The 26774-nt window shown below is 60.6% G+C and carries 21 protein-coding genes and 4 tRNA genes; 13 read left to right on the top strand and 12 right to left on the bottom strand.

What is annotated here, in order from left to right:
* Positions 1 to 39: 39 nt before the first annotated feature.
* Positions 40 to 1446, bottom strand: coding sequence for a 30S ribosomal protein S6--L-glutamate ligase (gene rimK, locus CAER_RS0120795; RefSeq protein WP_027237187.1), 1407 nt, complete (start codon positions 1444 to 1446; stop codon positions 40 to 42).
* Positions 1447 to 1515: 69 nt separating this feature from the next.
* On the opposite strand from rimK, the gene tgt reads away from it, so the two are divergent.
* The 4 genes from tgt (at position 1516) to lon (ending at position 7366) form a co-directional block, all read left to right on the top strand.
* Positions 1516 to 2646 carry a tRNA guanosine(34) transglycosylase Tgt gene (gene tgt, locus CAER_RS0120800; RefSeq protein ID WP_027237188.1) on the top strand — a complete coding sequence of 377 codons (1131 nt, stop codon included), beginning with the start codon at positions 1516 to 1518 and terminating at the stop codon, positions 2644 to 2646.
* Between the two features lie 138 nt (positions 2647 to 2784).
* Positions 2785 to 3867 carry an alkene reductase gene (locus CAER_RS0120805; RefSeq protein WP_027237189.1) on the top strand — a complete coding sequence of 361 codons (1083 nt, stop codon included), beginning with the start codon at positions 2785 to 2787 and terminating at the stop codon, positions 3865 to 3867.
* A 142-nt stretch (positions 3868 to 4009) separates the two neighbouring features.
* A complete protein-coding gene (locus CAER_RS0120810) occupies positions 4010 to 4687 on the top strand; it encodes a hypothetical protein (RefSeq protein ID WP_245597391.1) in 678 nt (225 codons plus the stop codon).
* Positions 4688 to 4954: 267 nt separating this feature from the next.
* Positions 4955 to 7366, top strand: a complete 2412-nt coding sequence (gene lon / locus CAER_RS0120815; protein WP_027237191.1) for an endopeptidase La — start codon at positions 4955 to 4957, stop codon at positions 7364 to 7366.
* 339 nt (positions 7367 to 7705) lie between these two features.
* On the opposite strand, the gene CAER_RS0120820 is transcribed toward lon, so the two are convergent.
* Positions 7706 to 8761, bottom strand: coding sequence for a Glu/Leu/Phe/Val family dehydrogenase (locus tag CAER_RS0120820; RefSeq protein ID WP_027237192.1), 1056 nt, complete (start codon positions 8759 to 8761; stop codon positions 7706 to 7708).
* 132 nt (positions 8762 to 8893) lie between these two features.
* Between CAER_RS0120820 and CAER_RS0120825 the strand changes: the two genes are divergently transcribed.
* From CAER_RS0120825 to CAER_RS0120835, 3 genes are all read left to right on the top strand, one after another.
* Entirely contained in the window at positions 8894 to 9349 is a 456-nt protein-coding gene (locus tag CAER_RS0120825) for an Lrp/AsnC family transcriptional regulator (RefSeq protein ID WP_027237193.1), read from the top strand.
* Between the two features lie 123 nt (positions 9350 to 9472).
* Positions 9473 to 9547, top strand: a tRNA-Val gene (locus tag CAER_RS0120830).
* Between the two features lie 386 nt (positions 9548 to 9933).
* Positions 9934 to 12813, top strand: coding sequence for a class I SAM-dependent DNA methyltransferase (locus CAER_RS0120835; protein ID WP_027237194.1), 2880 nt, complete (start codon positions 9934 to 9936; stop codon positions 12811 to 12813).
* Positions 12814 to 13421: 608 nt separating this feature from the next.
* Here CAER_RS0120835 and CAER_RS0120840 read toward each other — a convergent pair.
* Positions 13422 to 14093, bottom strand: coding sequence for a recombinase family protein (locus tag CAER_RS0120840; RefSeq protein ID WP_027237195.1), 672 nt, complete (start codon positions 14091 to 14093; stop codon positions 13422 to 13424).
* A 775-nt stretch (positions 14094 to 14868) separates the two neighbouring features.
* On the opposite strand from CAER_RS0120840, the gene CAER_RS0120845 reads away from it, so the two are divergent.
* Both CAER_RS0120845 and CAER_RS29335 read left to right on the top strand, forming a co-directional pair.
* On the top strand, positions 14869 to 15171 hold the full coding sequence (locus tag CAER_RS0120845; protein WP_027237196.1) for a helix-turn-helix transcriptional regulator: 303 nt from the start codon (positions 14869 to 14871) through the stop codon (positions 15169 to 15171).
* Complete coding sequence (locus CAER_RS29335) at positions 15158 to 16036, top strand: reverse transcriptase family protein (RefSeq protein WP_084299605.1); 879 nt, start codon at positions 15158 to 15160, stop codon at positions 16034 to 16036. The genes CAER_RS0120845 and CAER_RS29335 overlap by 14 nt, the downstream gene beginning before the upstream one ends.
* Before the next feature lie 475 nt (positions 16037 to 16511).
* On the opposite strand, the gene CAER_RS0120855 is transcribed toward CAER_RS29335, so the two are convergent.
* The 6 genes from CAER_RS0120855 to CAER_RS0120875 form a co-directional block, all read right to left on the bottom strand.
* Complete coding sequence (locus CAER_RS0120855) at positions 16512 to 19868, bottom strand: DUF927 domain-containing protein (RefSeq protein ID WP_027237198.1); 3357 nt, start codon at positions 19866 to 19868, stop codon at positions 16512 to 16514.
* Between the two features lie 252 nt (positions 19869 to 20120).
* The gene (locus CAER_RS0120860) at positions 20121 to 20324 is read right to left on the bottom strand and encodes a hypothetical protein (protein WP_027237199.1); all 204 of its coding nucleotides are present in this window, start codon (positions 20322 to 20324) and stop codon (positions 20121 to 20123) included.
* Positions 20325 to 20615: 291 nt separating this feature from the next.
* Complete coding sequence (locus CAER_RS0120865; protein WP_027237200.1) at positions 20616 to 20894, bottom strand: hypothetical protein; 279 nt, start codon at positions 20892 to 20894, stop codon at positions 20616 to 20618.
* Positions 20895 to 20971: 77 nt separating this feature from the next.
* Positions 20972 to 21445: a hypothetical protein gene (locus CAER_RS0120870; protein WP_027237201.1), complete on the bottom strand. Its 474-nt coding sequence runs from the start codon at positions 21443 to 21445 to the stop codon at positions 20972 to 20974.
* Positions 21427 to 21672, bottom strand: coding sequence for a hypothetical protein (locus CAER_RS29800; protein ID WP_154667799.1), 246 nt, complete (start codon positions 21670 to 21672; stop codon positions 21427 to 21429). Before CAER_RS29800 ends, CAER_RS0120870 begins: the two co-directional genes overlap by 19 nt.
* Positions 21673 to 21881: 209 nt before the next feature.
* On the bottom strand, positions 21882 to 23405 hold the full coding sequence (locus CAER_RS0120875) for a site-specific integrase (protein WP_027237202.1): 1524 nt from the start codon (positions 23403 to 23405) through the stop codon (positions 21882 to 21884).
* 238 nt (positions 23406 to 23643) lie between these two features.
* On the opposite strand from CAER_RS0120875, the gene CAER_RS0120880 reads away from it, so the two are divergent.
* The 4 genes from CAER_RS0120880 (at position 23644) to CAER_RS0120895 (ending at position 24799) form a co-directional block, all read left to right on the top strand.
* The gene (locus CAER_RS0120880) at positions 23644 to 24213 is read left to right on the top strand and encodes a histidine phosphatase family protein (protein WP_027237203.1); all 570 of its coding nucleotides are present in this window, start codon (positions 23644 to 23646) and stop codon (positions 24211 to 24213) included.
* 75 nt (positions 24214 to 24288) lie between these two features.
* Positions 24289 to 24364 (top strand) — tRNA-Val (locus CAER_RS0120885).
* A 199-nt stretch (positions 24365 to 24563) separates the two neighbouring features.
* Positions 24564 to 24640, top strand: a tRNA-Asp gene (locus tag CAER_RS0120890).
* 82 nt (positions 24641 to 24722) lie between these two features.
* A tRNA-Asp gene (locus CAER_RS0120895) sits at positions 24723 to 24799 on the top strand.
* Positions 24800 to 24859: 60 nt separating this feature from the next.
* On the opposite strand, the gene CAER_RS0120900 is transcribed toward CAER_RS0120895, so the two are convergent.
* From CAER_RS0120900 to CAER_RS0120910, 3 genes are all read right to left on the bottom strand, one after another.
* Positions 24860 to 25249, bottom strand: a complete 390-nt coding sequence (locus CAER_RS0120900) for a nuclear transport factor 2 family protein (RefSeq protein ID WP_027237204.1) — start codon at positions 25247 to 25249, stop codon at positions 24860 to 24862.
* Between the two features lie 57 nt (positions 25250 to 25306).
* Complete coding sequence (locus CAER_RS0120905; protein ID WP_027237205.1) at positions 25307 to 25528, bottom strand: hypothetical protein; 222 nt, start codon at positions 25526 to 25528, stop codon at positions 25307 to 25309.
* A gap of 128 nt (positions 25529 to 25656) precedes the next feature.
* Positions 25657 to 26535, bottom strand: coding sequence for an alpha/beta fold hydrolase (locus tag CAER_RS0120910; protein ID WP_027237206.1), 879 nt, complete (start codon positions 26533 to 26535; stop codon positions 25657 to 25659).
* Positions 26536 to 26774: the final 239 nt, after the last annotated feature.

The raw sequence follows: 26774 nt of genomic DNA on the forward strand, positions 1-26774 counted from the left end.
TCATGCGGGCGCGCAGCGAAGGTCAAGGAAAACCGCGGATCAAGTGGCGGCGGGTTTCAGGCGGCGCACCGGAGCCGGGCGGACCCGGTTTTCGATCTCGATGTAGATCAGAGCGGCGATGTTCTTGGCGGAGGTCTTTTCAATCCCTTCCAGCCCGGGAGAGGAATTCACCTCCAGCACCTTGGGGCCGGTTTCCGAGCGCAGCAGGTCCACCCCGGCCACGTTGAGGCCAAACGCCTTGGCTGCGCGGACAGCGGTGGCGCGCTCCTCCTTGGTGATGCGGACCGCCTCGGCGCTGCCGCCCAGATGCAGGTTGGAGCGGAAATCGCCATCGGCGCCGGAGCGTTTCATCGAGGCCACCACCTTGGAGCCGACCACCAGGCAGCGGATGTCCTCGCCCGCGGCCTCCTTGACAAATTGCTGCACCAGGAAGTTGGCCTTGAGCCCGCGGAAGGCAGTGATCACGCTTTCGGCAGCCTTCTTGGTTTCCGCCAGCACCACGCCCTTGCCCTGGGTGCTTTCCAGCAGTTTGACGATCAGCGGCGCGCCGCCCACGATCTGGATCAGGCTGCCGGTGTCCTTTGGCGAGGCGGCGAAGGCGGTGGCGGGCATGCCGATCTTGTGGCGGGCCAGGATCTGATGGGCATGCAGCTTGTCGCGGCTGGCGGTGATGCCCTCGGATCCGTTGACGCAGAACGTGCCGAGCGTTTCGAACTGGCGCAGGAGCGCGGTGCCGTATTGGGTGACGGAGGCGCCGATGCGTGGGATCACCGCGTCATAGCGGGGCAGGCGCGTGCCGTCGTAATGGACCTCTGGCGCCAGTGCATTGAGGGCCATGTAGCAGCGGGTGGTGTTGATGACTTCCACCGTGTGGCCGCGGTTTTCGCCCTCTTCCACCAGGCGGCGGGTGGAGTAATTGTCCTCGCGGCTGAGCACAGCGATGCGCAGGGCGCGCTTGGGGGCGGATTTGCGGATATTTGCAGAGGCGTAGACGGAATAGTCCAGCGCCGGCTGGCACATGCGTTCGCCGGGCACCACGGTCACGTTGTCGGTCAGCGCCTGGCGGCCCAGCAGCATGTGCTTGGCCATGCCGCGCCGGTCGGTCAGCGTCAGCTCCACCGGCCAGGACTGGCCTGCGATCGCAATCGGCGTCTCGATCACAAAGCGCATTTCGCTTTCGCCGTTGGAGGATGTCACCTCGCGCCGGTCCTTGATCAGGGCAGAGCAGGGGATTTCGAGGTCGTACTGGCCGGGAATGGGATGCACCATGAAGCGCACCTTGGGGGCGCTGGCCGGGCCGAAGGTTTCAATACCGGTGGCGTGCAGCGACGAGGTGCGGGCGCCGGTATCCACTTTGACCCGCAGCGCAGGCAGGCCGAGGTCCGGCAGGCTGACCCACTCCTCCCATCCGAGTTTCAATTGCGGCGCGGGGTCTGCTGTGGACATGCGCGGGGCTCCTTGGCATTAGGGGGAATCACCGGTGTGCCGGTGTCATGGTAACGGCAGGAATACGAGATGGCAGAGCTTTTCAACTTTGAACTGAAGGCAACCGACGGCAAAGCGCGCACGGGCGTTATTAATACCCCGCGCGGCGAGATCCGCACGCCCGCGTTCATGCCGGTTGGCACTGCCGGAACCGTCAAGGCGATGATGCCGGAAAGCGTGCGCGCCACCGGCGCCGACATCCTATTGGGCAATACCTATCACCTGATGCTGCGCCCGACGGCGGAGCGGATCGACCGGCTGGGCGGCCTGCACAAGTTCATGAACTGGGAGCGCCCGATCCTGACCGACTCGGGCGGGTTCCAGGTGATGTCGCTGGCCGGTCTGCGCAAGCTGACCGAAAAGGGCGTGACGTTCAAATCCCACATCGACGGCTCCAAGCATGAGCTGACCCCGGAACGCTCGATGGAGATCCAGCGGCTGCTGGGGTCTGACATCGTGATGTGTTTCGACGAATGCCCGGCGCTGCCTGCGGACCGCGACCGGATTGCCGAGTCGATGCGGCTGTCGATGCGCTGGGCGGAGCGCTCGCGCGAGGCGTTCGGCGACCGTCCGGGGCACGCGCTGTTCGGCATCCAGCAGGGCGGGCTAGCGCAGGACTTCCGCGAGGAAAGCGCCGAGGCGCTGAAGACCATCGGCTTTGACGGCTACGCGGTGGGCGGCCTGGCAGTGGGCGAGGGGCAGGCGGCGATGTTCGGCTGCCTGGACTTTGCGCCGGACATGCTGCCCGGGGACAAGCCGCGTTACCTGATGGGCGTGGGCAAGCCCGACGACATCGTCGGCGCGGTCGCGCGCGGCATCGACATGATGGACTGCGTGCTGCCGTCGCGGTCGGGGCGCACCGGGCAGGCGTTCACCCGCTACGGCGTGGTGAACATCAAGAACGCCCGCCACCAGGACGACCCGCGGCCGCTGGATGAAAACTGTTCCTGCCCGGCGTGCTCAAATTATTCCCGTGCCTATCTGCACCATGTGTTCCGCAGCAACGAGATGATCTCGGGCATGCTGCTGACCTGGCACAACCTGCATTATTTCCAGGAGATCATGGGCGGCATGCGCGAGGCGATTGCGGCGGGCACGTTTGAAGCCTGGCAAAAGGACTTCCACGACACCCGCGCGCAAGGCGATATCGAGCGGTTGTGAACAGGCAGGGCTGAACAGTCACTGTGCGCAGGCGGGCAGCTTCTCTGGCTGACGCCCGGTTGAAAGCGCGGTGCAGGGTGCTCAGGTCATTCCGGCAACGTTCTTGTTGCTGGACACTTTGACCGGAGGGACATCCCCGTGAGCCAAGAATTGTTTTCCGCCGCCACCGCTGGCGCAATCGAGTTGAGAAACCGCATTGTCATGGCGCCGCTGACCCGCAACCGGGCTGATGACCAAACCGGCGAGGTGCTGGACCGGCATGCCGAGTATTACGCCCAGCGGGCGGGCGCCGGACTGATCATCACCGAGGGCAGCCAGATCAGCCCCGAGGGCAAGGGGTATATCCAGACCCCGGGCATCCACACGGCGGCGCAGGCTGCGGCCTGGCGCAAGGTCACGGATGCGGTCCATGCCAAGGGCGGCAAGATTGTTATTCAGCTGTGGCATGTCGGGCGGATCACACATGACTCGCTGCTGCCCGAGGGCACCAAAGCCGTGTCCTCCACCGATGTTGCGGCAGAGGCGCAGACGTTCACCCATGAAGGGTTTGTGCCGACGGCCAAGCCGCAGGCGCTGAGCGCGGAAGACATCCAGCGGGTGATTGCCGACTTCGTGCAGGCCGCGAAATACGCCAAGGATGCGGGGTTCGACGGTGTCGAGCTGCATGCGGCCAACGGCTATCTTCTGGAGCAGTTCCTGAAGGACGGGGTGAACACCCGCACCGATGCCTATGGCGGCTCCCCGGAAAACCGCGCCCGGATCGTATTTGAGATTCTGGACGCGCTGCAGACGGTTTGGCAGGCCGGCCGGATCGGCCTGCGCCTGTCGCCCTTTGCCACTTTCAATGATGTGTCCGACAGCGATCCCGTAGGTCATTACACGCCGGTTATCCAGAAACTGAACAGCTATGGCCTGGCCTATCTGCACATGGTCGAGGGTGAGACCGGCGGCGCCCGGGACGGGGATTTCGACGCCCTGCGCAAGCTCTATACCGGCACCTATATGGCCAACAATGGCTATGACCGCGAAACCGCGCTGGCGCGGACGGCCTCGGGCGAGGCTGACCTGGTGGCCTTCGGCCGCCCCTTCATCGCCAACCCGGATCTGGTGCAGCGGCTGGCCGCAGACGCGCCGCTGAACGAAGGCAACCCGGAAACCTTCTATGGCGGCGGAGATGAGGGGTATACCGACTACCCGGTGATGCAGCAGGCGGCTGAATAATCCGCTGAGGCCCAGATGAGGCAATGGCGGCCGGGCAGCAAACGCCCGGCCGCCGGTATCAGTTCAGCTGGGGTCCGGGCGCCTGTTCACCTGTTGTGAAGACCCTGTCTGCTAACCTCGCGCAAAAGCGGGGAGGATGGCGATGACCGGTTTGCGCGCGATTGTTCTGGCGGTTCTGCTAGGCAGCTCTCCGGCGGCACAGGCGCAGGAACAGGAACCTTCTCAGGGCACGGGAAGCGCCAAGTCTCCCGGATCTCTGGCGGAGGCGTCGGGCTTCTTCAAGGCGCCGCCGATTGATGGCTGCACCATCACGCTGGAGGAACTGGTCAAGGGCAAGTCCAGCGCGCTGCGCGGGCGGTGGACCCTGCGCAAGGGGCCGGGCGAAATGGGGCTGGTTTCGGCCGGGCGTGTCGAGATGCTGCCGGTGCCGCAGCGCAGCGGCGAGATTCTGTCGCTGGATTTCCGGAACGGCCGGCTGATGGCGGGCTCGCCTGCGCTGGGCTTCATGCCGGTCGCAGTTGAGGACCGTGCGCCGCCGGCGCCGGGCAGCGGCCTGCGGGCCGAAAGCGCAGGCCGCGGCGACCTGCCGGACGACGCTGAGGTGTTTCTGGACGAGATCGCCCTGGGTCCCCTGGCGTGCGGTCCGGACCAGCTTTTGCGGCTGAATATCGCGGGCGCGCAGGACAGCGGGACGGGGCATGTTCTGCGCCAGGACTACCGGCTGTTTCTGGTCGACCAGTCAAGGCTGAGCGGCACCTACAGCGAGACCGGCGCGGCGGGCCGCTTTGAGCGCGGCCTGGTGACGCTGGAGCGGCGCTGAATGGCGGATCGCACCAGTCTGCCCGGCCGTTTCCGGCACCTCTGCCCGGCCGTTTCCGGCACATCCCCGGGCGTGTTAGCGCTTTGCTCACCCTTCGGTCATTTGCGCCTTGTGGTCCGGGCGCGCTGCGGGCAAGGTGGGGCCAACCAAGCGGCGGGCTGGTTGAAAATCATTAACCTTCCCCCCAGATAAAGACATCCAATGAGGAGACGCGCCAAGCGCTGCCGGGATCGGGGCCGGGCCGTCTTGCCAAGCAAAGGACCGAGTATGCAAGAGCCACTCAATTCCTCCTATCCTGTGCTGCCGCTGCGCGATATCGTGGTGTTCCCCCACATGATCGTGCCGCTGTTCGTGGGCCGGGAAAAGTCGGTGCGCGCCCTGGAAGAGGTGATGGCGGACGACAAGCAGATCCTGCTGTCCAGCCAGATCGACCCTTCCGAGGACGACCCGGAAACCGATAGCATTTACACCGTCGGCGTGCTGGCCAATGTGCTGCAGCTGCTGAAGCTGCCCGATGGCACCGTCAAGGTGCTGGTCGAGGGCCAGTCGCGGGTGAAAATCACCGAATTCCTGGAAAATGACGACTACTTCGAGGCGAAGGCCGAAGAACTGGCGGAAATGCCGGGGGACGTCACCACCACCGAGGCGCTGGTGCGCACCGTGGGCGATGAGTTCGAGCGCTATGCCAAGGTGCGCAAGAACATTCCCGAGGAAGCGCTGTCCGCCGTTGGCGAGACCGCCGAGCCGGCCAAGCTGGCCGACCTGGTGGCGGGCCACCTGGGCATCGACGTGGAGCGCAAGCAGGAGCTTTTGGAGACTCTGTCTGTCAGCGAGCGGCTGGAGAAGGTCTATGGGCTGATGCAGGGCGAACTCTCGGTCCTGCAGGTCGAGAAGAAGATCAAGACCCGCGTCAAGAGCCAGATGGAGAAGACCCAGCGCGAGTATTATCTGAATGAGCAGATGAAGGCCATTCAGAAGGAGCTGGGCGACGGCGAGGAAGGAGCCGGCGAAATCGCCGAGCTGGAAGAGAAGATCGCCGCCACCAAACTGTCGAAAGAGGCGCGCGAAAAGGCCGATGCGGAGCTGAAGAAGCTCAAGAACATGTCGCCGATGTCGGCGGAAGCCACGGTTGTGCGCAACTATCTCGACTGGATGCTGTCGATCCCGTGGGGCACCAAGTCGCGCGTCAAGAAAGACCTGAACAAGGCGCAGGAGATCCTGGACGCCGATCACTATGGCCTCGAGAAGGTCAAGGAGCGGATCGTCGAGTATCTGGCGGTGCAGCAGCGCTCGGCCAAGCTGAAGGGGCCGATCCTGTGCCTCGTCGGCCCTCCGGGCGTGGGTAAGACCAGCTTGGGCAAATCCGTGGCCAAGGCGACAGGGCGCGAGTTCATCCGCATCAGCCTGGGCGGCGTGCGCGACGAGTCCGAGATCCGCGGCCACCGCCGCACCTATATCGGCTCGATGCCCGGCAAGATCATCCAGGCGCTGAAGAAGGCGAAGACCACCAACCCGCTGATCCTGCTCGATGAAATCGACAAGATGGGCCAGGATTTCCGCGGTGACCCGGCAAGCGCGATGCTGGAGGTGCTGGATCCGGAACAGAACAACACCTTCATGGATCACTACCTGGAGGTGGAATACGACCTGTCGAACGTGATGTTCCTGACCACCTCGAACAGCTACAACATGCCCGGGCCGCTTCTGGACCGGATGGAGATCATCCCGCTGTCGGGTTACACCGAGGACGAAAAGCGCGAGATCGCCAAGCAGCACCTGATTTCCAAGCAGGTGAAGAACCACGGCCTGAAGGCCAAGGAGTTCGAGCTGACCGAGGATGCCGTGACCGAGATGATCCGCACCTACACCCGCGAGGCGGGGGTGCGGAACCTGGAGCGTGAGATCGCCAAGGTGGCGCGCAAGTCGCTGACCAAGATCGTCAAGAAAGAGGCCGACAGCGTGACTGTCACGCCGGAAAACCTTGACGAGTTCCTGGGCGTGCCGAAGTTCCGCTTCGGCCTGGCCGAGAAAGAGGATCAGGTTGGTGTGGTGACCGGGCTGGCGTATACTTCCGTCGGCGGCGAGCTGCTGTCGATTGAGGCACTGCGGCTGCCGGGCAAGGGCCGGATGAAGACCACCGGCAAGCTTGGCGACGTGATGAAGGAATCGATCGAGGCGGCCTCGTCCTACGTGCGCTCTGTCTCGCCGAAACTGGGCATCAAGCCGCCGAAGTTCGACCATTGGGACATCCACGTGCACGTGCCGGAAGGCGCAACGCCTAAGGACGGCCCCTCGGCGGGCCTGGCGATGGTGACCTCCATCGTGTCGGTGCTGACACAGATCCCGGTGCGCAAGGATATTGCGATGACCGGCGAGGTCACCCTGCGCGGCAATGCGCTAGCGATCGGCGGCCTTAAGGAGAAGCTGCTGGCGGCCCTGCGCGGCGGTGTCAAGACAGTGCTGATCCCGCAGGAGAACGAGAAAGACCTGCCGGATATCCCGGACAACGTGAAAGAAGGTCTGGAGATCATCCCGGTGTCCCATGTCTCTGAGGTGCTGAAGCATGCGCTGGTATCGCAGCCTGAGCCCATCGAATGGGACGAAGAGGCCGAAGAGGCCGCCGCCGCCAAGGCGGCGCTGAGACGATCGGAAGAGGGGGCGGGGGCAACCGCTCACTGATCCGCCGGTCAGATCCGGAAACAGCAGATCCGGAAACAAAAGAAAGGGCGGTCCGAGGGGGCCGCCCTTTTTCAGTGCTCTCTTCCGTTCTGGCCCTTCTGTTCGGGGCTTTTTATCACTGGCGCAGGGGGCATGGCTTCAGGCAGTCCTCCCGCCCGTCGCCGGATGCGCCGGGGCGCATCCGCCCCCGTTGGGCGTGGCGCCGCACCTGCGGTGCGGCGCGCGGCCTGCCCCGGAAGGGGCAGGCCGCCGGGCCCAAAGGCAGGATGGGACCCGGCCGCAGGCCGGGGTCCGTTCAGCCGCGGGAGCGCCCTGCTGCTGCCGCATCAGAGTGACGGATCAGGCGGCCTTGCTGGCCTTCTCCATCTTGGCCTGCACGGTGGCAATGGCCATTTCCGCAGGGCTGACATCCGCCGCCTTGGCCTGGGTCAGGATCGCTGCCATGGTTTCATCCAGCGCCTGCAGCTTCTCGGCGACAAATCCCTCGCGGTCCTTGATCTTCTGGATCTCGGTCGCGACGTTGATGATGCCGCCGCCGTTGGCAACGAAATCGGGCGCATAGAGGATGCCGCGGGCGTGCAGCGCTGCACCGTCCTCAGCCGTTGCCAGCTGGTTGTTGGCGCCGCCTGCGACGATGTCCGCCTTCAGCTGCGGGATGGTCCGGGCGTTCAGGATGCCGCCGATGGCGCAGGGGGCAAAGACGTCTGCCTCGGCGCTGTAGATCTCTGCCAGCGGCACGGCCTTGGCGCCGAATTCTTCAATCGCCCGCTCCACACGGGATTCGTCGATGTCGGTGACAACCAGCTTGGCGCCGGCCTCATGCAGGAACTGGCAGAGGTACCAGCCGACGTGGCCGAGGCCCTGCACCGACACGGTGACGCCGGACAGATCGCGGCTGCCGTGCTTGTGGGCGCGTGTGGTGCGGATCGCGTTGAAAATCCCCCGCGCAGTGATCGGCGAGGGGTCGCCGCTGGCAAACTCGCCATCTGCCAGGCCAGCCACAAAGCGGGTTTCTTCCGCCAGGATCGCCATGTCCGCCGGACTCATGCCCATGTCCTCGGCGGTGATGTAGCGTCCGTCCAGACCCTCGATGGCGCGGGCAAAGGCGCGCAGGAGGTCCGGCGTCTTGTCCTTGGCCGGATCGCCGATGATCACCGCCTTGCCGCCGCCCAGCGTCAGCCCCGCCGCAGCGTTCTTGTAGGTCATGCCTTCGCTGAGGCGTTTGACGTCAGTCAGCGCTTCGTCTTCACTGGCATAGGGGCGCATGCGCAGGCCCCCGGCTGCCGGGCCCAGCTGGGTGGAATGCACGGCGATAAAGCCGAGGAGGCCGACAGACGGCTCCTCGACGCGGAAAATTTCTTCATGGCTGCTGGATGCGACGGCAGTCACTGTCATTGGGATTGATCCTCCTAAACCTATCCGGATAATAGCCGGGCCGCGGCGCCGGTTTTCACCAAAAAACCGTGCCGGAGTCCGGTGTTTTGGTGGTAGCCTCCACACAGGGCGCCACGTTTAGGGGAAACCTCCATGGATTCGATCGACCGCAAGATTGTCGCCGCGCTGCAGCGCAATGGCCGGCTGAAAATTTCGGAACTTTCCGGCATGGTCGGGCTGTCGCCCACGCCCTGCGCCCGCCGGGTCGCGAGCCTGGAGGAAAGCGGGGTGATCTCCGGTTATTCCGCCCGGGTCGATCAGGCCAAGCTGGGGCTTCCGGTCACCATCTTTGTGGCTGTGGAGCTGGACAAGCAGTCCACCGAAGCGCTGAGCGCGTTTGAGAGCGCAGTGCGCCGCTTTGATCAGGTGATGGAGTGTTACCTGATGACCGGCACGCGGGATATCCTCTTGCGGGTGGTGGCCGAGGACCTGCCGGATTTCGACCGTTTCCTGGAGGACAAGCTGATGCGGGTGCCGGGCATCCGCAACACGCGGTCGAGCTTTACGCTGCGCACAATGATTCAGCGCGACGCGCTGCCTGCCTGCTGACCGGTTCACGGCGCCGTCTGCATGCAGCTGCAACCGCGCCTGAAGAAAATGCAAGCGAAGGGCAAAAATCTTCTGCCGGCCCTCTTGCGGAGCCTGCATCGGACGGGTAAAAGCCTGCCTCACGGGTGATTAGCTCAGTGGTAGAGCGCTTCGTTCACATCGAAGATGTCAGGAGTTCAAATCTCTTATCACCCACCACCTTCCTCCTTGGTGAAATTCTGTTTAAATTCAGTTGCTTTAGGCGTTGTCGGCAACCGACTAAGAACGGCTTCCATTGTACTCTTGCCGGGCTAGCCATTGTACTTTTCGGCCCAGTCAGAAGCGGAATTCGCTCTGAAATTGGCCTTGTGAAGCACAGGCTTGCGACTCATTTTTCGTGTCCTCCATAGCCGGTTCGGATTCGTACGAGCGCAAGCGGCCTTAGGCATCCGCACATTCGAAGGGTGTGTGTGCTCCGAGCTGTATCTATTGAAGCGAAACCATAGGGGGGTGACGTCTGCCGAAACTGTATGTCGCAAGGGTTGAGTTGTGCTGGTTCTTATTGCCGCCTAGGTGCTATGCATTGAGAAAACTCAGGTGATTTAATGCAGGCCACTGACTTCATAAAAAAATGGGAAGCTTCGGAGCTGAAGGAGCGAAGCGCTTCCCAGTCCCATTTCAACGACCTCTGTGCACTTCTCGGAATTGAAGACCCCATCAGTGCTGACCCCAAGGGCGACTGGTTCACATTCGAACGCGGTGCGTCCAAAACATCAGGCGGGGAGGGCTGGGCGGACGTTTGGCGCAAAGGGTGTTTTGCATGGGAGTACAAGGGCAAGAAGAAGGATTTGGACAAAGCCTTCGACCAGCTTCTGCAATACTCCATAGCGCTGGAAAACCCGCCGCTTCTGATCGTGTCGGACATGACGCGCATCCGTATTCACACGAACTGGACGAACACCGTTCAGCAGGTCCACGAAATTACCACGCCGGACCTTCTGGATGCCAGCAAGCGCGACTTCCTTCGTGCCTGCTTCACTGATCCGGAGAGCCTGCGCCCAGCCAAGACCCGGCAGGCCTTGACCGAAGAAGCTGCGCAGAAGTTCGCTTCGCTGGCGCAGCGTCTGCGCAACCGCAAACACGACCCGCAGACTGTCGCTCATTTCGTGAACCGTCTGGTTTTCTGCATGTTTGCAGAAGACGTGGACCTTTTGCCGAACAAGATGTTCCAGCGCGTTCTTGAACATTCACTTAAGGTCCCGGAGGACTTTCGCGAGAATGCTGAACTGCTGTTCAACGCTATGGCCTCCAAGGAAATTGGTAAGGTTGGTCTGGAAAAGGTTGAATGGTTCAATGGCGGGCTGTTCGATGATGGCAACGCGTTGGACCTTGAACAACAGGATGTAGCGGACCTGCTCGCCGCCGCGAAACTGGATTGGTCCGAAATCGACCCTTCAATTTTGGGCACTCTGTTCGAGCGCGGGCTAGACCCGGACAAGCGCTCTCAGCTTGGCGCTCACTATACCGACCGTGACAAGATCATGCAGATCGTCAACCCGGTCGTGGTGGAGCCGCTGCTTATAGAATGGGGCGGGGTAAAAGCCCGGATTGAAGCGGCACTGAAGAAGGCGGAGAGCGCCAAGTCACGGGCTGCCCGGACCAAGGCTGAGAAAGCGGCGGAACGCCTTCACGCGGCGTTTCTGGAGCGTCTGCGGGGCTTCCGCGTGCTGGACCCGGCCTGTGGGTCAGGGAACTTTCTGTACCTGTCCCTCTTGGCGCTAAAGGACATTGAACACCGTACGAACCTTGAGGCTGAGGCCTTGGGGTTGCCGCGTGGTTTCCCGACCATCGGTCCGGAATGCGTGAAGGGGATCGAACTGAACCCCTACGCCGCCGAACTAGCGCGAGTGTCTGTCTGGGTTGGGGAAATCCAGTGGATGCGTCGGAATGGCTTCGACGCCGCGCGCAACCCGATCCTGCGTCCGCTGGATACTATCGAGAACCGGGACGCCGTACTTGCCCCGGATGGGGCCATGGCCGACTGGCCCGATGCGGATGTTGTAGTCGGCAACCCGCCGTTCCTGGGGAACAAGCGTATGATCGCGGTGTTGGGCGAAAAATACACGACAGACCTGCGCAAGGCATGGAAAGGCGTCCCCGGCGGCGTGGACCTCGTGGCCTACTGGTTTGCCAAGGCATGGGAAATGATGCAATCGCGCCGACTGAAACGTGCTGGACTGGTTTCGACGAATTCTATCCGAGGCGGCGCGAACCGAGAGGTCCTGAAACCCATCGTGGAAGCCGGGCGCATCTTCAATGCTTGGTCCGACGAGGACTGGACCGTCGAAGGAGCAGCGGTGAGGGTTTCCATGGTTTGCTTCGATACCAAGCAGGCTACCGAGTCAAACGGTGCGGTTCTCGACGCCCTAAGTGTTGCGCGGATTCACTCAGATTTGACGGCAAGTGAAAAATTGGACTTTACCTCGGCTTCGAGGCTTGGGGAGAACCGCCGCCTCTCTTTCATGGGAGTAACCAAGTCAGGGCCATTCGATTTGGAAGGCAGTGTTGCGCGAGGTCTTTTGGCAAAGGTTGGGAACCCGCACGGAAAGCCTAACAGTGACGTGCTGAAGAGATCCGTAAACGGCACTGAGTTAGTGCGCCGTAGAACAGACCGCTGGATCGTGGATTTCGGACCGGGCACCAAGGTTGAGGAGGCGGCACTCTATGAGGCGGTCTTCGAGTTCGCTAAGAAAGAGATTTTTCCCAGGCGACAGGAAAGTCGCACGGAGAAAAATCGCGTTCACTGGTGGCTTTACGAACGTCACCGCCCTGAGATGTACCATGCTCTGCGACGCTATTCGCGCTATATTGGAACGGCAATGGTCGCGAAGCACCGTGTATTTGTTTGGCTGGAAGCAAGCTATGTTCCTGAGAACCTTGTTATAGTTGTTGCCCGAGACGACGATGTCACCTTCGGCATTCTGCATTCCCGCTTCCACGAACTTTGGGCCCTACGGATGGGCACGTCCCTCGAAGATCGGCCCCGCTACACCCCTTCCACGACCTTTGAGACCTTCCCTTTTCCAGTGGGCCTGACCCCGAACATTCCTGCTTTCGACTACGCCAAAGACCCTTGCGCTGGGAAGATCGCCGAAGCCGCCGCAGAGTTAGACCGCCTGCGTGAAAACTGGCTGAACCCGCCTGACCTCTTGGACAGGGTTCCCGAGGTTGTCGAAGGCTACCCTGAACGGTTGATACCTAAAGACGACAAGGCCGCGAAGGAACTCAAGAAGCGCACCCTGACCAACCTTTACAACGCCCGCCCCGCGTGGCTGGACCATGTCCACAAGAAGCTGGATGAAGCCGTGGCAGAGGCCTACGGCTGGGGCGATGACTGGCGCGACGGCAAGCTGACCGACGATGAGATTCTGGCGCGCCTCTTCCGGCTCAATCAGGAGCGAGCGGCAGAGCAGGACAAGGCATGATGAAAGCGGCTGCGCGGATCGGGCAGGGTGCCAGACCGATCAGTGCCGCGCAGTCTCGCGGGACCGAACAGAGAAAAATCGCGCAACTCTGACTGTGGAGATACCCCATTGTACAGAAAAGTCGGTCCCTTCAAAAAACTGAGCGCCGGGACAGGTCAATATTGACCTATTGCTCCAAGGGCTTTGGGCTAGGATGGGTGCAACAAAATTCTGATTTCTGTCGAAAATTACTAGGGCTGAATCGTGATGGAAAGAGGGGTCTTTACTGCGCGGCTGGGTCCCCTGCGGTGCGGAGTTTTATACCGGGCGAAAAATGGTGGTGCGCAACGGGATCAGGGTCAGATAGCAACGGATGTGCTAAACATCACTTCGACGCGGTTGCATAGCGGTCGGTGGGTAGCACCCGTCGCCCCTTTGAGCGATGGGCGTACTCCCCAGACGGGTCCCATGCCTTTGGTTTCAATTTTGTAACCGGTTTTTGCCCGTCTGGTGAGGCAGCTAGTGCGCCAAACACAAGTTCAGCAGGCGCGGCGCGCCGTATTGTCCTGTTATGCCACCTTAGCCAATATCAGGCCGTCTGAGGGCCGCTGACGCGGCCTGCGACCTACTCAGGCGGCGCGGGCGGACAGCCTGTCAGCGGCGTTCTTGACGCTCATAGAAGCCCATTTCTTACCTCTTGGAGTCGGCACACCAGCGGCGTTCAAGGCATCGGCGATCTTCTGATACGACGCACCGGATTCCCGCATGGGAAGGACGATAGAGGCGACACGGTCAGCAGCCGCGTCAGCGGCTTCTTTCGCGGCCTCATTCCGCTTCATTGTCTTGTCGCGCAGGCCGCCCAGCTTCACGCCTCTAGCCTTGGCTGCGGCGAGGGCTTGCTTGGTTCTGAGGCTAATGAAGTCGCGTTCCTGTTCGGCCAAGGCGGCGTAGATATGCAGGCTGAACTTGTCGGCATTCGGCATGCTCGAAACCCTTATTTTTAGGGCCTGATCGTCCATCAGTGCGGCAATTTGGCTGACCTTCCGAGACAGTCGGTCGAGCTTCGATACCAGCAGCTCCGCGCGCTCCTTCTTTGCCAGTTCGATGGCTGCGGCGAGTTGGGGGCGGTGCGCGTCAGCGCCGCTCAGGACGTCCGTGAAAGTGCCCAGAACCTCAAAGGGGGTGTCGCTGTAGTTGTCCAAGAATAGCGCAATATCGCGGTCCTGAGCTTCCAGACCAAGGCCCGACTCGCCTTGTGAAGCGGTCGAGACGCGGCGGTAAATCACGTATTTCTTGGTCATGCTGGCCCTTCATAAAAGCAGTCATCGTTCGTTGTGATCTTTATATGGCATGCGCCAGCATGATTCGCGAGTCTTTTCAATTACTTATGTGGAAACGGTGCGTTTCGGGCCTGCAATATTTGAGTCTTTCAGTTGATTAATAATATGTCAGCATTGCTTGCATATTTTTGAATGTTGCTCACGTTGGGGCGCGTGGCGGCTGACGCAGTTTCAGTCACGTTACAAAACACCAGATCTAGAAACGCTCGAAAAAAGTTCGCTAATGGCGAACTTTTTTCTTGCAATCACGCGGGGGTTCACCTATCTAAAATCTCAGTTAGTCATAGTGGAAGGAAAAGTCGTCACATCTTGAGCCGCAAGGCTCGCGGGAGGCCTTGCCTCCTACCGCTTAACCGGCCCCACGGCCTCCGGCCCCCTCAGGGACGTCAGAGGACACGGCGCGGCGAAGCAGAGACCCACAGATGACCCGTGGGTCTCTTGGTACCTTGGTTTGGTTGTCGTTGTCCGCACTTCTTGCTCGCGATGACACTCGGTTCACGTTGAATCGAGTGGGTAAGAAGGAGACCAGAAAATGGACTTGAAGACTAATGAACGACAACAGCGACTGAAAAGAACGAGCAAATGGCCTTCATGGCTGCGCGCTCCGTTCCTGCTTAAGTGGGCAATCCGGATAGGGTTGTGTGCTTACCGCCTCTGGCGGCTGTGGAATGCCCTGATGGGTGATCCCGGTAGCTAAGTCGCTTCCATTGTATCCCTGTTCAAGAAAGGAAAAGCGATGCTTTCGGAAGCGCTCCGCCTTATCCGCGTGTATCACGATATAAAGCAACAAGAACTCGCCGAACGACTTGGGCTATCAAAGTCCTACATATCGGAGTTGGAGAAGGGCAAGAAAGCCCCATCCATGGATGTAATTCAAAAGTACTCAGATGAGTTTGGAATTCCCGCCTCTTCGATTCTGTTCTTCTCCGAGAACCTAGGCAACCCATCGAAGGCGACCAGAGCAAAGTCTGCAATTGCGGGGAAGGTCCTGCAGTTTTTGCAGTTCATCGAGGCTAAAACCGCAAATGGTGAATCGTAAGTACGGGTTGAGGGACAGCCCATTTTTTCGCCTTAGCTCTAAGGCAAAGTTGGCGAAACTCTTGCAGGTGTCACCTGCTAAGCTTAAGAAGCTGTCTCACCTTGAGACAGGCTATATACGTTTTAAGAAACCCAAAAAGAAGGGTGGGTCACGCGACATTAGCGCTCCTATCCCCCCTCTTAAATCTGTACAGGCTCGGATTTCGGACCTGTTGGGACGGATCGCACCACCTGATTACCTCTTCGCTCCTGTGGCAGGGCGGTCATATGTAGACAATGCGGCACATCACATTGGGTCTCGGTCGGTCCGATTGTTGGATATCGAGGACTTCTTTCCAAGCTGCACAATCAACAAGGTCATCTGGTTTTTCCGTCGTCGCATGGAATGCTCACCGGATGTTGCAGTTATCCTTGCCAAGATTGTCACGCACGAGGGGGTTCTTCCTCAAGGAAGTCCCTGCAGCCCAATTCTTGCCTACTTCGCATACCTTGATATGTGGGAAGAGCTTGAAAAATGCGTTAGGGGCGCAGGCTGCAAGCTAAGTGTCTACGCTGATGATTTGACCGTATCCGGCGACACTGTGCCAGAGTCCATGATCTGGGAAGTAAAAAAGACACTCCACCGTCATGGGCATCGGTACGCCGCCCATAAGGAGAAGGCACGGCGGGAACGCCCCGCCGAAATAACTGGGGTCATTCTCACGCCATCGGGTGTGACCGTACCGAACAGGCAGAGACAAGGCATCCATCTTGTTTTGGACGAACTTCGGAAGGTTAAAAACCCTGAACAGGCGAAGCGTCTCGAAGCCCAGTTGCGTGGGCGAAAAGCCCAGTTCAAGCAGGTCCAAGCAGGAAATAAGCGATAGGCGCTATCAGGGCCCATTTGTCCACGTTCGGCGGCGTGGACAAATGACGGACAAATAGATTTCCTCTTCAAGCCCCTTATTTTTATGGTCCGATTGTCACTATTTGTCCATTTGTCTATTTGTCCAATATATATAGGGTCCCGTCCCCCCGCCAAACACATACCCCTGACTGCGCCGCCGGGGGTGTATGTCTCTGTCCGGGTCGGTCCATCCAAAATTTATTGGACAACGCGGACAAATGGACAAATAGACATCAACCAATTGAATAAAGACGATTTTCTTTTGTCCATTTCGTTGTCCGCCTAGCCTTCCGTTGGACAAAAGGGGGGCTAACGCGCCCCTCTACCTTCATCCGTTGGACAAAAGGGGCGCTAACGCGCCCCTCTACCGTCATCCGTGTACAAACATTCCCGGAACCCGGATGTTCTTTTCACGCCCTTCGCCGGGTACGTATTCATGATACCACTGCATCCGGTCACCCTTCTTGCGTTCGATAAGGGCGTCCACCCCCCCTCAGGCGGTCCGCGAGGGCCTTGGGGTCGGTCGTGATGCCAAGCTTGCCCAACCGGTTGACCGGGATGATATAAGTACGGGCCAGCATTTCTGCTTCCGGGTCCTGCATCTTGTTATGGGCGGTATCGTCGGGCCGTCCGTTCTCTGACAGGTGCCCGTAATATCCGAGAATTTCCTGCCGGTTGAACTCGCGTTCTTCATGCATGGTCACTACGTCGCCCGTCTGGATGCCCCGGCGGAGTGCGGTACGCAACGCCTCCACCTGCTGCCGGTCGGTGTCCAGATGGCCCATGCGGACGTCCATATTGTCTTCGAGAAGCGCGCGCATGTATTCGCGTACGGGGACATTACAAAACAATCCCGCGTCCTGTGCGATTTCTCCGGTCACCGCGAAGATAGCAGCGACACGGACCACCCGGCGGGCAGAAGACCCCGGCGCAAGGTCGGACCATTCATCCATGATGCCACGGACGCGGCTCCGCACCTCATCCCGCCCCAACTTCGCCAGCGCTTCGGCAAAAACCGGTGCGGTCACTCCAAAAATCGCCCGTTCCCGGTCATCGCCGGACAAGACCTTGATCGCCGCCAGTTCATCGCTGTCCGGGGCAAGCTCCGCCGCGCTGCTGAAATTGACGGAAAACGTCCGGGCAATGGTGCCGGTCTTCGTATCAACGCCCGCCGCCTCAAACACCCGCAACATGTCACGCTCAGCAGAGGTAACGAAACAGGTACGCCATGACCGAGTCCTCCGCCGTCCGCCGTCTGCCGTGCCCCGTCCGCGTCCCTGACCTTCCGCCCACTGCATAAGCGTCCGCTGCTTCTCGTTCGCGTCCAGCTTGGATGCGCCGTCTTCGTCCAGAACGTACACCGCGCCGTTGGCCTGTTCCGCCTTGGTCTCGACATAGGCAGGCGTCGCATCTGCCTTGTCGAAAAGACCGGTAGCATCCGGTGAGGCATGGTGCGCCGCACCGGCCTTGCCTGCCGACGACTTGCCGCGCCCGCCGTCGCCTTCATGCGCAAGGATAACAGATACATCATTTTCGATGTAATCGACCACCATCCCCACGAGTCCAGAGAGATAACCGGGCATGAAATACCTGCCGTTGACGCCCGTCAGGGCGGTGGACGCGTAAAAGTGATGGTCTTCCAGCGTGCCCCGCGTCTTCCCGCTAACGCGGGCCTTGGGATCAAGGATGTACCGGGTCTCACCTTCGTTCACCACGTTCCCCGTGGGCGATACATAGGTGTCTCCAAACCACCCCGGCTTCTGCACCAATACAGCTTCATTGTCGGTCTGCACTGCCTTCAGCAGGGCCACCATCACCGGAACCTTTGCCACGGCGTCAATTTCGAGTCCGTCATCAGCGAGACGGGAAATAAGGCTACCGGAATCCCGGAAGGCGTCCCCGATGGAATAGACCGACTCCACGATACCCCGCTGCGCTGACCGGTGGCGATACCGGATCGTGATTTCATTCGTGCGGCCTTCCTCGGTTTCGCCGAAGGCGACGAACGGGACCTCGAAAGCGCGGCACAGGCGCTTGGGACCTGCGTCCGGCTTGTCAAAGTCCGGGGCATAGAACCACCCGGCCTTGTAGGTCACGAAATCAGGCAGCCACGCTGCGTTCTGCGCGGCACGTTCAACGGTGGCGGTGGTGGCCTCTCCCAGCGGAACGAAAGGCGCAGGTGCAGACTTGCGGCGGGCCTCGGCAAGCTGCCTGCGGGCGTCAGCCCGTTCGGCCCGGTCCAGCCTATCCCAGATGCCCCGAACGTCATCCAGCTTGAGCGCGGTCTGCTTCGCAAGGAAAGCATTGATCCGCCCCCGAATTGCCTTGTCGGTGACGCCCGCAGTGTGTGCTACGCCGATGAAATATTCGACGTCCGACTCGTTGGCGTCCATCGTAAACGCAGCCGCCTGAGCCTCAAAATCCGCCGCCTGTTCAGCCGCTTCCACTCGTTCCTCTTCCAGTTCTGCCGGGGTCAGTTCTTCAAAGGGTCCCGGCTGGTCAGGCGCGCCGATCATGAAGGAGTCGCTTTCCAGCCAATCGGGATCAATGACTCCGTCTTCGATCCACCGGGCGATGTAGTTCACGGTATGGTACCGGTCCTTGCACGTGTGCTGGCAACGTACATACGCAAAGTCGTGATCCGCGTATTCCCCGGCATTCCAAACGGTCGTGGACGTGAGGCCGCTTTCGCTGGTGTGTTCGTCGGAGAACGGGCATTCGACGTGCAGGCGGTCGCTGCCTACACCCTTCGCGACGTGGGATTCAGACAGCATGTCCGCCAGCATCCACCGCTTGCCGTAGCGTCGATACAACGCGGTCACGTCGATTCCGATGCTGGTGGTTACGTCCGGGATGGTAGTGCCACCCTTGCCGCTTCCTGCCTGCGAAAACGGATTGTCAGCGCCCCTTGCGACCTCCGGAATCTCATCCCACTGGACGGAACGGCCCCGGAAAACGGCGCAGTAGCAGTCAGCGCCGGGGCGGTGCTTGGCGATGTACAGAATCCGGCTGGGGTCAGTCGCCACGGGGTCGATCCGCACGCCCAGCATCCGGGCCAGCCCCCGGACCTTGTTCGCCCAAATCTCCTGACCGCGCTTCGGACTCGGGTCCAGCGTCGTGACGTCAATCGGCTCCGCAAAGAGCGCGACGGCGCGCATCTTCTGCAAGGGCGGGCAGGACCAAACGGCCTGAATCTTCCCGTCAATATCGGCGCGGGGGTCGGTCAGTTCGCACTGTGAAATGAAGTCTTCGGAATACGCCCCCTTGTGGCGCAGGTACGCCCGGACGGCTTCCGTGGATACTTCGTCGCCATACTCCAGAATCTTGTCCACGGCCTCGCAGTCCGTAGTCCGTTCGTGGTTGTAAGAGGTGTACAGGACGATTGCGAGGCCGGAGGCTTCGCACCGGGCAATGACGTCCGCAAGTGGCTGTTCCGGTTCAATGTCCAAGCCCATCGCAACCATGCCGCGCATGTTCTCTGCCTTGCGCTCGCCGTTGGCGCTCGCCCCGAACACGTACCCCGCGCCGTCCTTCCGGTCGTCTTCGCGGTGCCACGTCAAGGAGTCGTCCAGCCATTCGCCCCAAGTCTTTGCCTTCGGACGCCAGCCCCGCGTCGGCATGAACCGCTTTCCCCAATCCTTTTCGATAAGGGGGGCGGTACAGCCCATAAGGGCGTCGAATACTTCGGATGCTTCGCCGTGGATATACGCGTCGTTCCAAGTCTCCCCCACGTTCCACGGCGCGCGGTTGCGCGCCTGTTCGCGGGACAGTTCTTCGCTCAGGTCATATACCTGCGCCGTGTTTCCTGCCATTCGTATTTCTCCTTGCGCAGTCAATCATTTCATTTTCTCTCTCCTTCAGACCTGTTCATTCGGCCCCATCCTGTGGGGCGACGGGCGGCAGTAGAAACAGGACAAGCCTGCCGCCCCAGTGTGTCTCTGACTGGGCCGCTGACGCGGCCCTTTCCTTACAGATTGCAAACCGGTTCTAATTCATCCTGAGCTTGCCAAATTGCGCTTGGCTTACCTGCTGTCACTTCGTCAGGCAGGCGCGGTCGTACTTCTTCATGGTGCCATTCCGCGTACGTACCTCTCGGCGTCCGCTAAGTGTGCAGCAAACTGCGCCTGTAGCTCCTTCAGTTCCCTGACCATGGGCACTGACAGCGGACCCTGCGATGCTTCACTGATTTCAGCACCAGTACAGACCAACTCCGTCAGGAGCATGAACTCTTCAGCCTCACGGCTCCCCAGCGGGAAAACTTCTGCCATTTTCATTCCTCCGTTTCGTTTCGAATGTGACGAACTTGGTAAGAATTCGAACGGCAGTCAAATGTAACATACTGACTTTGTGTGATTTTTTGAGACTTTGATTGTCACGGAAACTGACATTTCGGGAAATAGCACATCTGCCAATTTAGCTTCCCGCCGCTAAGTTCAGAGTTGCTGGGAAGAAATGCCGAATTGCTGAGTGTCACATAAAATGACGCCCTTGGAAAATGGCACATCCTGCGCTCAAAGTGACGTTGCGTCACTTTGAGCGCAGCACATCTGTCGGAGCTTTCAAACCGGCGCGTATTCATCCAGCACGTCCGTCAGGTTGTCGGCAAGCACAGGCGGGTAGGAGAAATCTCCCAACTCTGCGGCCCTCCGCCCGGTGCTGTAAGTCGCGGGGTCAGGAGAAAATCCCGCACGGCGCAGGACATGACGCGCGAGCTTGCCGTCACCGTCCAGCACGTTCACCAACCACGGCAGCGAGATACGCAAGCCACGCCCACGCGACTTGTTGGCTTCCTTCAGCAAGAGGTCTGCGAGGTCATCAATCATATGGGATTCGTACATTTTGTTTTCCTTGTCTGGTAAGTTTGGTGCCCCGGCGGGAAGGAGAAGGACCCGCCGGGGCTGGTATGGCGGAGTTGTCAGTTCTTTCCGTGCCCATACCCATTTGCAATTGCGCGCTCGAAGCGCTGGGCCACCTGTTCAGTGATGAAGGCATCAAGCTTGCCAGCCTCGCGCGCCAGTGCCATCTTCCGCGCGCGAGGAATTTCTGCCAACACTTCACGGGTCAACCGTTCGCGCAGTTCATCATCCGATGATGCCAGAGAACGCTGGGAGAATTCACATTCACTAACTGCGTCACGCGCCCACTGCGCCCAGCCAGAGGGGTCTGAAGGCAGTTCTGCGACGGTTGCACCCTCAAGGTGCGCGAGCACCTCAGGCCGCAAGATTACTTCCTGCGCCAGCTTCTCAGTCATCAAAGGCGAAAGGCGGTTTCCGTACTCGCGCGCCAGCGACAGCGCCATATTCTGCCGAACCTTTTCCAGCTTTTCTACCTGCGGCGGAGTCAAGCCGCGTTCCAGATTTTCGATAGTGTTCAGTTCGTGGGCAGCCATGGATAGTTTCCCTTCTTAAAAAGTGCGTGGATGTAAAAAGTGTCGCCGAAGCCTGCGTCCTTGACGCGTGGAAGCACGGCGCTGATGGAATAGTTCTTTTCCCTGCCTCCGCCCTTCGAGCTTGAAGGTGCCAAGACGTACGGCAAGGGAAACGGATGGTTCAAAAGGCGGCGAGCGACGTGATATGAAATACCCAGCGCTTCACCGACCTGACGGGTTGTCAGCATCTGCGGTCCTTATTGGTAACGATGGAAGAAATAGCGCCCCCGGCGCTTCGGTCTGCATCCCCGATGCCAGCCGATGGTCAAATAATACCACAGAGCTAGCCCCCCACCAAACTTGAGCGGACAAACGGGTCACGTTGTTTACGTGGTCGTTCAAAAAGAAAAAGGCCCGCCAATCCGGCGGGCCTGTACGTTGTTGGATGTTGCGTGGGTCACCAGTAGGTGATGGCGTCTAGCGCGGTTCTCAGCATAGCCAGACCTTCTGGCGTATCGTTCAGGCGGGTTTTATAGTTCCGGAGCTGACCTTGTCCGGAGACGTGGCCCGTTATCCCGCGAATAATATCATCAGAATGCCCAGCTCGCTGCAATCGGTCCACCAGCGTGTCTTTGGTGCTGTACAAGACCTGCCGGTCATTAGTGAAACCAGCCGCTCTGATAGACTTGGTGAAGGAGTCCGACATGGTCCCCGCGACGGACTCGGGTTTGGCTTTGCCCAAATTCCATCCGCCGTCCTGCATGAATTCGAAAAAGCCGCTAAGGTGTTTGGTTAGAGGCAACTTGCGGCTGATCCGGGTTTTTACATCGCCTGTTGTCATGGTGATAAAGTCCGGCATCACGTTTTCAGGCTTCATGCGGAATATCTCGACTGGTCGCGCGGCGGTGTAGAGTGCCACCCTGAACGCCCACTTGAACGCTTCCTGTCTTTCGGGTGTGTACTTGGACTCTGGCCCCCACGCTTCCTGAACCAGCCCCCACACATGCTTGATTTCGTCGTCGTCGAACCGTTGCCACCGCGACTCTTCGACCGGGGTGTCATTGCGCGGCATTTTCACTTTGTCGGTCGGCATCGCATCGAATCCGGGCACCAGTTCTTCAGAGATGGCCCATCGCATGATCGCTTTCACGGGGGCGAAATATTGCGCCACTGAATCCGGTTTCAGACCTTCTTCAAGCAGATGATCGCGATAGAGACGCAGTTTCTCTGGCGTGAACTGGTGCAGCGGTAAGTCGCCCAGTTTGTCCGTCATTGCGTCGATCTTGCCGCGGTAGCTCCGCATGGTCGCCGCGCTTGAATTATTGAGCTTGAAGTAGCGCTCTCGAAGGGATGAAAGACGATAGGCGTCACTTTCCTTGGACTTACCTACGAGTTCGGAAAGTCGGTCATTCAAGACAGTCTGCATGGCCGCGTAGAGAGCTTGTGACATGGTATCGCCCCCATCAGGAGGTGTTGCCACCGGCAAGGAGAGAGCCTCTTTCAGGACGGGTGAGGGTTCTTTGATCTGGTCAATGTGCGACCGGTCCCCGAACGCTTGCCACGCAAATGCGGCGAGGGACTCCCTTTCGTACTGCGGCGACAACTTGGCCGCGCCTATTAAGTGTTCCTCCGTGTCGCGCCACGAAAGGGCGAAAGAGTCGGGATAGTCTTCTATGTCATCGCGGAGCTTGGCCGCGGAGAAATCTTCTATGCCACGCCTGATCACATCAGAGCGGGATTCACTGTCTTTGAGTAGAGCAATGATGCGGTCATGTTCTTTGGTGTACGCCTCACATTTGACCTTTGCTTGATCGAATTTGCTTCCAAGCGACAGGTCCCATCTCTTTCGCCCAAGAAGAGGCTGTAGGGCTTTTGGAACGTCGCGCAGATATTTGAATGCCACCCGGTTTTGGCGGGAGTATGCCGCCATGTATCTGGGGAACTCGATTTGTTCTTTAGCCTGCTGTTTGGCGGTCGGCATCGCGGCGATTCCATTGTACTTCTGACTGGAAAACCATTGTACTTTTCGATAATTTCGTCAATGAAATAAGGGTTTTATAGATGTTCTTGCCGTGGGGTTGTACAAATCTCTTATCACCCACCATTTTTCTGGAAAGGCGCTCCCTGCAAAGGTTGAGCGCCTTTCTTCGTTTCCGGGGTTCCGCCGGCGGCGGCTTGCCGCTACCAATTTGCCTGAGACACCGGGCAAGGGGCATGTGATGCGATTTCCGAAAATCTGGCTGCTGCGGCACGGGCAGACCGAATGGAACGCCGAGCGGCGCATCCAGGGGCAGCTGGAATCACCGCTGACGCCGCTGGGGGTTCAGCACGCCCGCCGCCAGGCCGCGCTGATGGCGCCGGTGATGGCGCAGAGCCCGGCCTGCTATGCCTCGCCCCTGGGCCGGGCGCAGCAGACGGCGGATATCGCCCTGGGCGGCGCGCCGTTTGTGACCGATCCCCGCCTGGCGGAGGCTTTTGCCGGGGATTTCCAAGGCATGACGCTGGATGAGGTCGCAGCGCAGTACCCGCAGGTTCACGGGAACAACCCGCGCAATCTGGACCTGTTCTGCGAAGCGCCGGGCGGCGAGGGGTATGACAGTTTTCATGGCCGCATCCTGGACTTCATGCAGTCGCTGACCGGCCCGTCGGTGGTGGTGGCGCATGGGTTGCTGGGGCAGGTGATGCGCGGCATTGTCTGCGGGCTGAGCCGGGACCGGATGGCGGCGCTGCCGAACGGGCAGGGCTGCGTGTATGTGCTGGAAAACGGGGCAGAGACGGTTCTGGAGTGACCGGGCAGGGCGGTTCAAAAAATCTGCTTTTTGCTCTTGAACTGCCGGGCGGCTTTGTCTAAATCCCCGCTCATCGGGTCGTTAGCTCAGTTGGTAGAGCGCTTCGTTTACACCGAAGATGTCGGGAGTTCGAGCCTCTCACGACCCACCATCCCCCCTTACAACGCAATACCTAAGATCGCCCAGGCGGCGGTGCGGGTAGGGTGTTTTTGCAGAAGTTTCAAGGCGTTACGGGGCTTAGGTCATTTTTTTTCCGGAAAGTTCCGAAAAAGGCAAAACACGGCTTGACGGCTTAGGGGGCGGGGAATATTACAGCCCAACATTCAGCAGCGATGCTGGATGTGCAGCGGGCGGTTGTAGCTCAGTTGGTTAGAGTACCGGCCTGTCACGCCGGGGGTCGCGGGTTCGAGCCCCGTCAACCGCGCCACTGCTGCACCCCATCCTGGGGTCAATCAGGATCCGCCCCGGAGGGGACCAGGGCCGGTAACGGTCCGCCGCAAGGCGAAAATGCGGTTGTAGCTCAGTTGGTTAGAGTACCGGCCTGTCACGCCGGGGGTCGCGGGTTCGAGCCCCGTCAACCGCGCCACTTTCTTCCTGTGAACAAGATAATGACTTGATCCGGTGCCGGACGCTCCGCGCGCGCCGGTCAGCCTGCCGGTTCCGGCGTGTCCTGGCTGAAACTGTTGCGCCAGCCGTGTTCGTCCTTCTCCCAGAGCGAGGAAATCAGCATCTGTTTCCAGTCCCCGCTGCCAGCCGGACGGTAGGCGGCGCGGTAGGACAGCAGAACAGCCTCCGGCGTAAGGACGCGCATCTGGGCATCGCTGAGGCGGTAGTCCGCCATCACCGGCCCGCTCTGCAGCTGCGCGCAGTGGCTTGCCTTGTCCGAAAAGCCGCTGGGGTAGACGCCCAGGAAATCCTCCGTCAGCATCCGGGCGTCCGCGGCAGGGTCGCCCGCCGCCAGCGCCTCCCATACCGTTGTTTCCAGGGCCAGGAATTCGGCGAGCCGCGGGCCGTCAGTGAGAATCTCAATCGTCATGCAGGCAGCCTGGCGCCTGCGCCTCCGCCTGGCAAGCCATGCAGAGGCGAAAGGGCATTAGAGCGAGGGCGGCACCGGTTCCGCGCTGGTGTCGTGGCGCCAGCCGGTCAGCTCGGAATCGACCCATTTCCTCAGGAGTTCCATATCAGGCTTGGGGTTGGCTTCCAGGTAGCGCAGCAGCACGCGGGTGCCGTGCTGATAGCCGGCGCGGTAGCTTTCTTCCGGGTCGGTCTGATTGCCTTCGAACCCGGGCGGCCGTTTGAACCTGCTCTGAACCATCTGCTGTCTCCGTCTGTAAGGGCGTGCGTGTTACCGGGCAGGCTAGGCCAAGAGCGATAAGCAAGTCTTAATCGGCGTGCGTAAAACGAACGCAAATTGCGGCAGAGAACTGCCGCGCTGCGGGGCCGCTACAGGGACGGCAGGGGGGTGAGAAACTCCAGCAGCGCGGCAGCGGTTTCGCGGGCGCTGCTGTCAATGAAGAAGTGCCCGCCCGGGACGCCTTGCGCGGTCATGTCCTGCAGGCGCGGCGCCCAGGTCGCGGCGACGTCATAGGCCTTGGCCATGGCGCCGTCTGCGCCGTAAAGAACCAGCGCCGGGCAGTGCACCTTGCGGCCCAGGTCGCGGGCATCGTCGTGAAAATCGACGCCGATGGCGGCGCGGTAGTCGTTGCACATGGCATGGACGCAGGCGGGATCGTCCCAGGCGCGGCGGTGGGCTGCCAGCGCCGTGGGCGGGAAATCAGACAGGGATGCACCGCCCCAGCCCAGCAGGCAGCTTTCGAAATAGGCCTGCGGATCGGCGCCGATCATCCGTTCCGGCAGCGGCGCGGGCTGGGCGAGGAAGAACCAGTGGTAATAGGCGCGCGCCACTTGATGCGTCAGCTGGTCCAGCAGCAGGTGGGTCGGGATGATGTCCATCACAGTCAGGCTGGCCACCGCCTCCGGCGCGTCGAGCGCCAGCCGGTGCGCGGTGCGCCCGCCGCGGTCATGGCCCGCCAGGTGGAAACGGGGAAACCCCAGCGTCTGCATCAGCGCCAGCTGGTCGGCAGCCATGTTGCGGAAGCTCATGGCCTCCATGCCTTCGGGCTTGGAACTGGCGCCGTAACCGCGCAGATCCGCCGTCACCACGGTGAAGCGGCGGGCGAGGGCCGGGGCGGTGTCCTCCCACATTTCCTTGGTTTGCGGGAAGCCGTGCAGCAGCAGCAGCGGCGGGCCGCCGCCGCGCAAGGTATAGGCAATCTGCTGGCCGTTCACCTGCAGGCTGCCGGATTGAGGTGATGCTGGCATGGTCTTCCCCCTTCGCTGCTTTGCGGTGCGGGGATTGGACCCTGCGGGCGGCACAGGATCAAGCCTGCCGCTGCGTTTGCGCATTGGGGGAGGGGCTCCCGCGCCTTGGCGCCGCATCAAAGATGCAGCCCCAAAAGCCTTGGGCCCGGCACCGTGCTGCTGCACGGCGCGCGCCGCGCAAGCGGCGCCATGCCCAACGGGAAGAGGGCCTTGCCAAAGGCCCGATGACGGGCGGGAGC

The organism is Leisingera caerulea DSM 24564 (genome assembly GCF_000473325.1).
GTDB lineage: Bacteria > Pseudomonadota > Alphaproteobacteria > Rhodobacterales > Rhodobacteraceae > Leisingera > Leisingera caerulea.

What these genes read in the sequence shown, in the direction of transcription:
- CAER_RS0120910 (WP_027237206.1), bottom strand. Translation starts at nt 26,535, where the DNA reads ATGCCAGCATCACCTCAATCCGGCAGCCTGCAGGTGAACGGCCAGCAG.
- CAER_RS0120875 (WP_027237202.1), bottom strand. Translation starts at nt 23,405, where the DNA reads ATGCCGACCGCCAAACAGCAGGCTAAAGAACAAATCGAGTTCCCCAGA.
- CAER_RS0120835 (WP_027237194.1), top strand. Translation starts at nt 9,934, where the DNA reads ATGCAGGCCACTGACTTCATAAAAAAATGGGAAGCTTCGGAGCTGAAG.
- CAER_RS0120860 (WP_027237199.1), bottom strand. Translation starts at nt 20,324, where the DNA reads ATGGCAGAAGTTTTCCCGCTGGGGAGCCGTGAGGCTGAAGAGTTCATG.
- CAER_RS29800 (WP_154667799.1), bottom strand. Translation starts at nt 21,672, where the DNA reads ATGCTGACAACCCGTCAGGTCGGTGAAGCGCTGGGTATTTCATATCAC.
- CAER_RS0120905 (WP_027237205.1), bottom strand. Translation starts at nt 25,528, where the DNA reads ATGGTTCAGAGCAGGTTCAAACGGCCGCCCGGGTTCGAAGGCAATCAG.
- CAER_RS0120825 (WP_027237193.1), top strand. Translation starts at nt 8,894, where the DNA reads ATGGATTCGATCGACCGCAAGATTGTCGCCGCGCTGCAGCGCAATGGC.
- CAER_RS0120865 (WP_027237200.1), bottom strand. Translation starts at nt 20,894, where the DNA reads ATGTACGAATCCCATATGATTGATGACCTCGCAGACCTCTTGCTGAAG.
- CAER_RS0120900 (WP_027237204.1), bottom strand. Translation starts at nt 25,249, where the DNA reads ATGACGATTGAGATTCTCACTGACGGCCCGCGGCTCGCCGAATTCCTG.
- CAER_RS0120880 (WP_027237203.1), top strand. Translation starts at nt 23,644, where the DNA reads ATGCGATTTCCGAAAATCTGGCTGCTGCGGCACGGGCAGACCGAATGG.
- CAER_RS0120810 (WP_245597391.1), top strand. Translation starts at nt 4,010, where the DNA reads ATGACCGGTTTGCGCGCGATTGTTCTGGCGGTTCTGCTAGGCAGCTCT.
- CAER_RS29335 (WP_084299605.1), top strand. Translation starts at nt 15,158, where the DNA reads ATGGTGAATCGTAAGTACGGGTTGAGGGACAGCCCATTTTTTCGCCTT.
- CAER_RS0120870 (WP_027237201.1), bottom strand. Translation starts at nt 21,445, where the DNA reads ATGGCTGCCCACGAACTGAACACTATCGAAAATCTGGAACGCGGCTTG.
- CAER_RS0120855 (WP_027237198.1), bottom strand. Translation starts at nt 19,868, where the DNA reads ATGGCAGGAAACACGGCGCAGGTATATGACCTGAGCGAAGAACTGTCC.
- rimK (WP_027237187.1), bottom strand. Translation starts at nt 1,446, where the DNA reads ATGTCCACAGCAGACCCCGCGCCGCAATTGAAACTCGGATGGGAGGAG.
- lon (WP_027237191.1), top strand. Translation starts at nt 4,955, where the DNA reads ATGCAAGAGCCACTCAATTCCTCCTATCCTGTGCTGCCGCTGCGCGAT.
- CAER_RS0120840 (WP_027237195.1), bottom strand. Translation starts at nt 14,093, where the DNA reads ATGACCAAGAAATACGTGATTTACCGCCGCGTCTCGACCGCTTCACAA.
- CAER_RS0120845 (WP_027237196.1), top strand. Translation starts at nt 14,869, where the DNA reads ATGCTTTCGGAAGCGCTCCGCCTTATCCGCGTGTATCACGATATAAAG.
- tgt (WP_027237188.1), top strand. Translation starts at nt 1,516, where the DNA reads ATGGCAGAGCTTTTCAACTTTGAACTGAAGGCAACCGACGGCAAAGCG.
- CAER_RS0120820 (WP_027237192.1), bottom strand. Translation starts at nt 8,761, where the DNA reads ATGACAGTGACTGCCGTCGCATCCAGCAGCCATGAAGAAATTTTCCGC.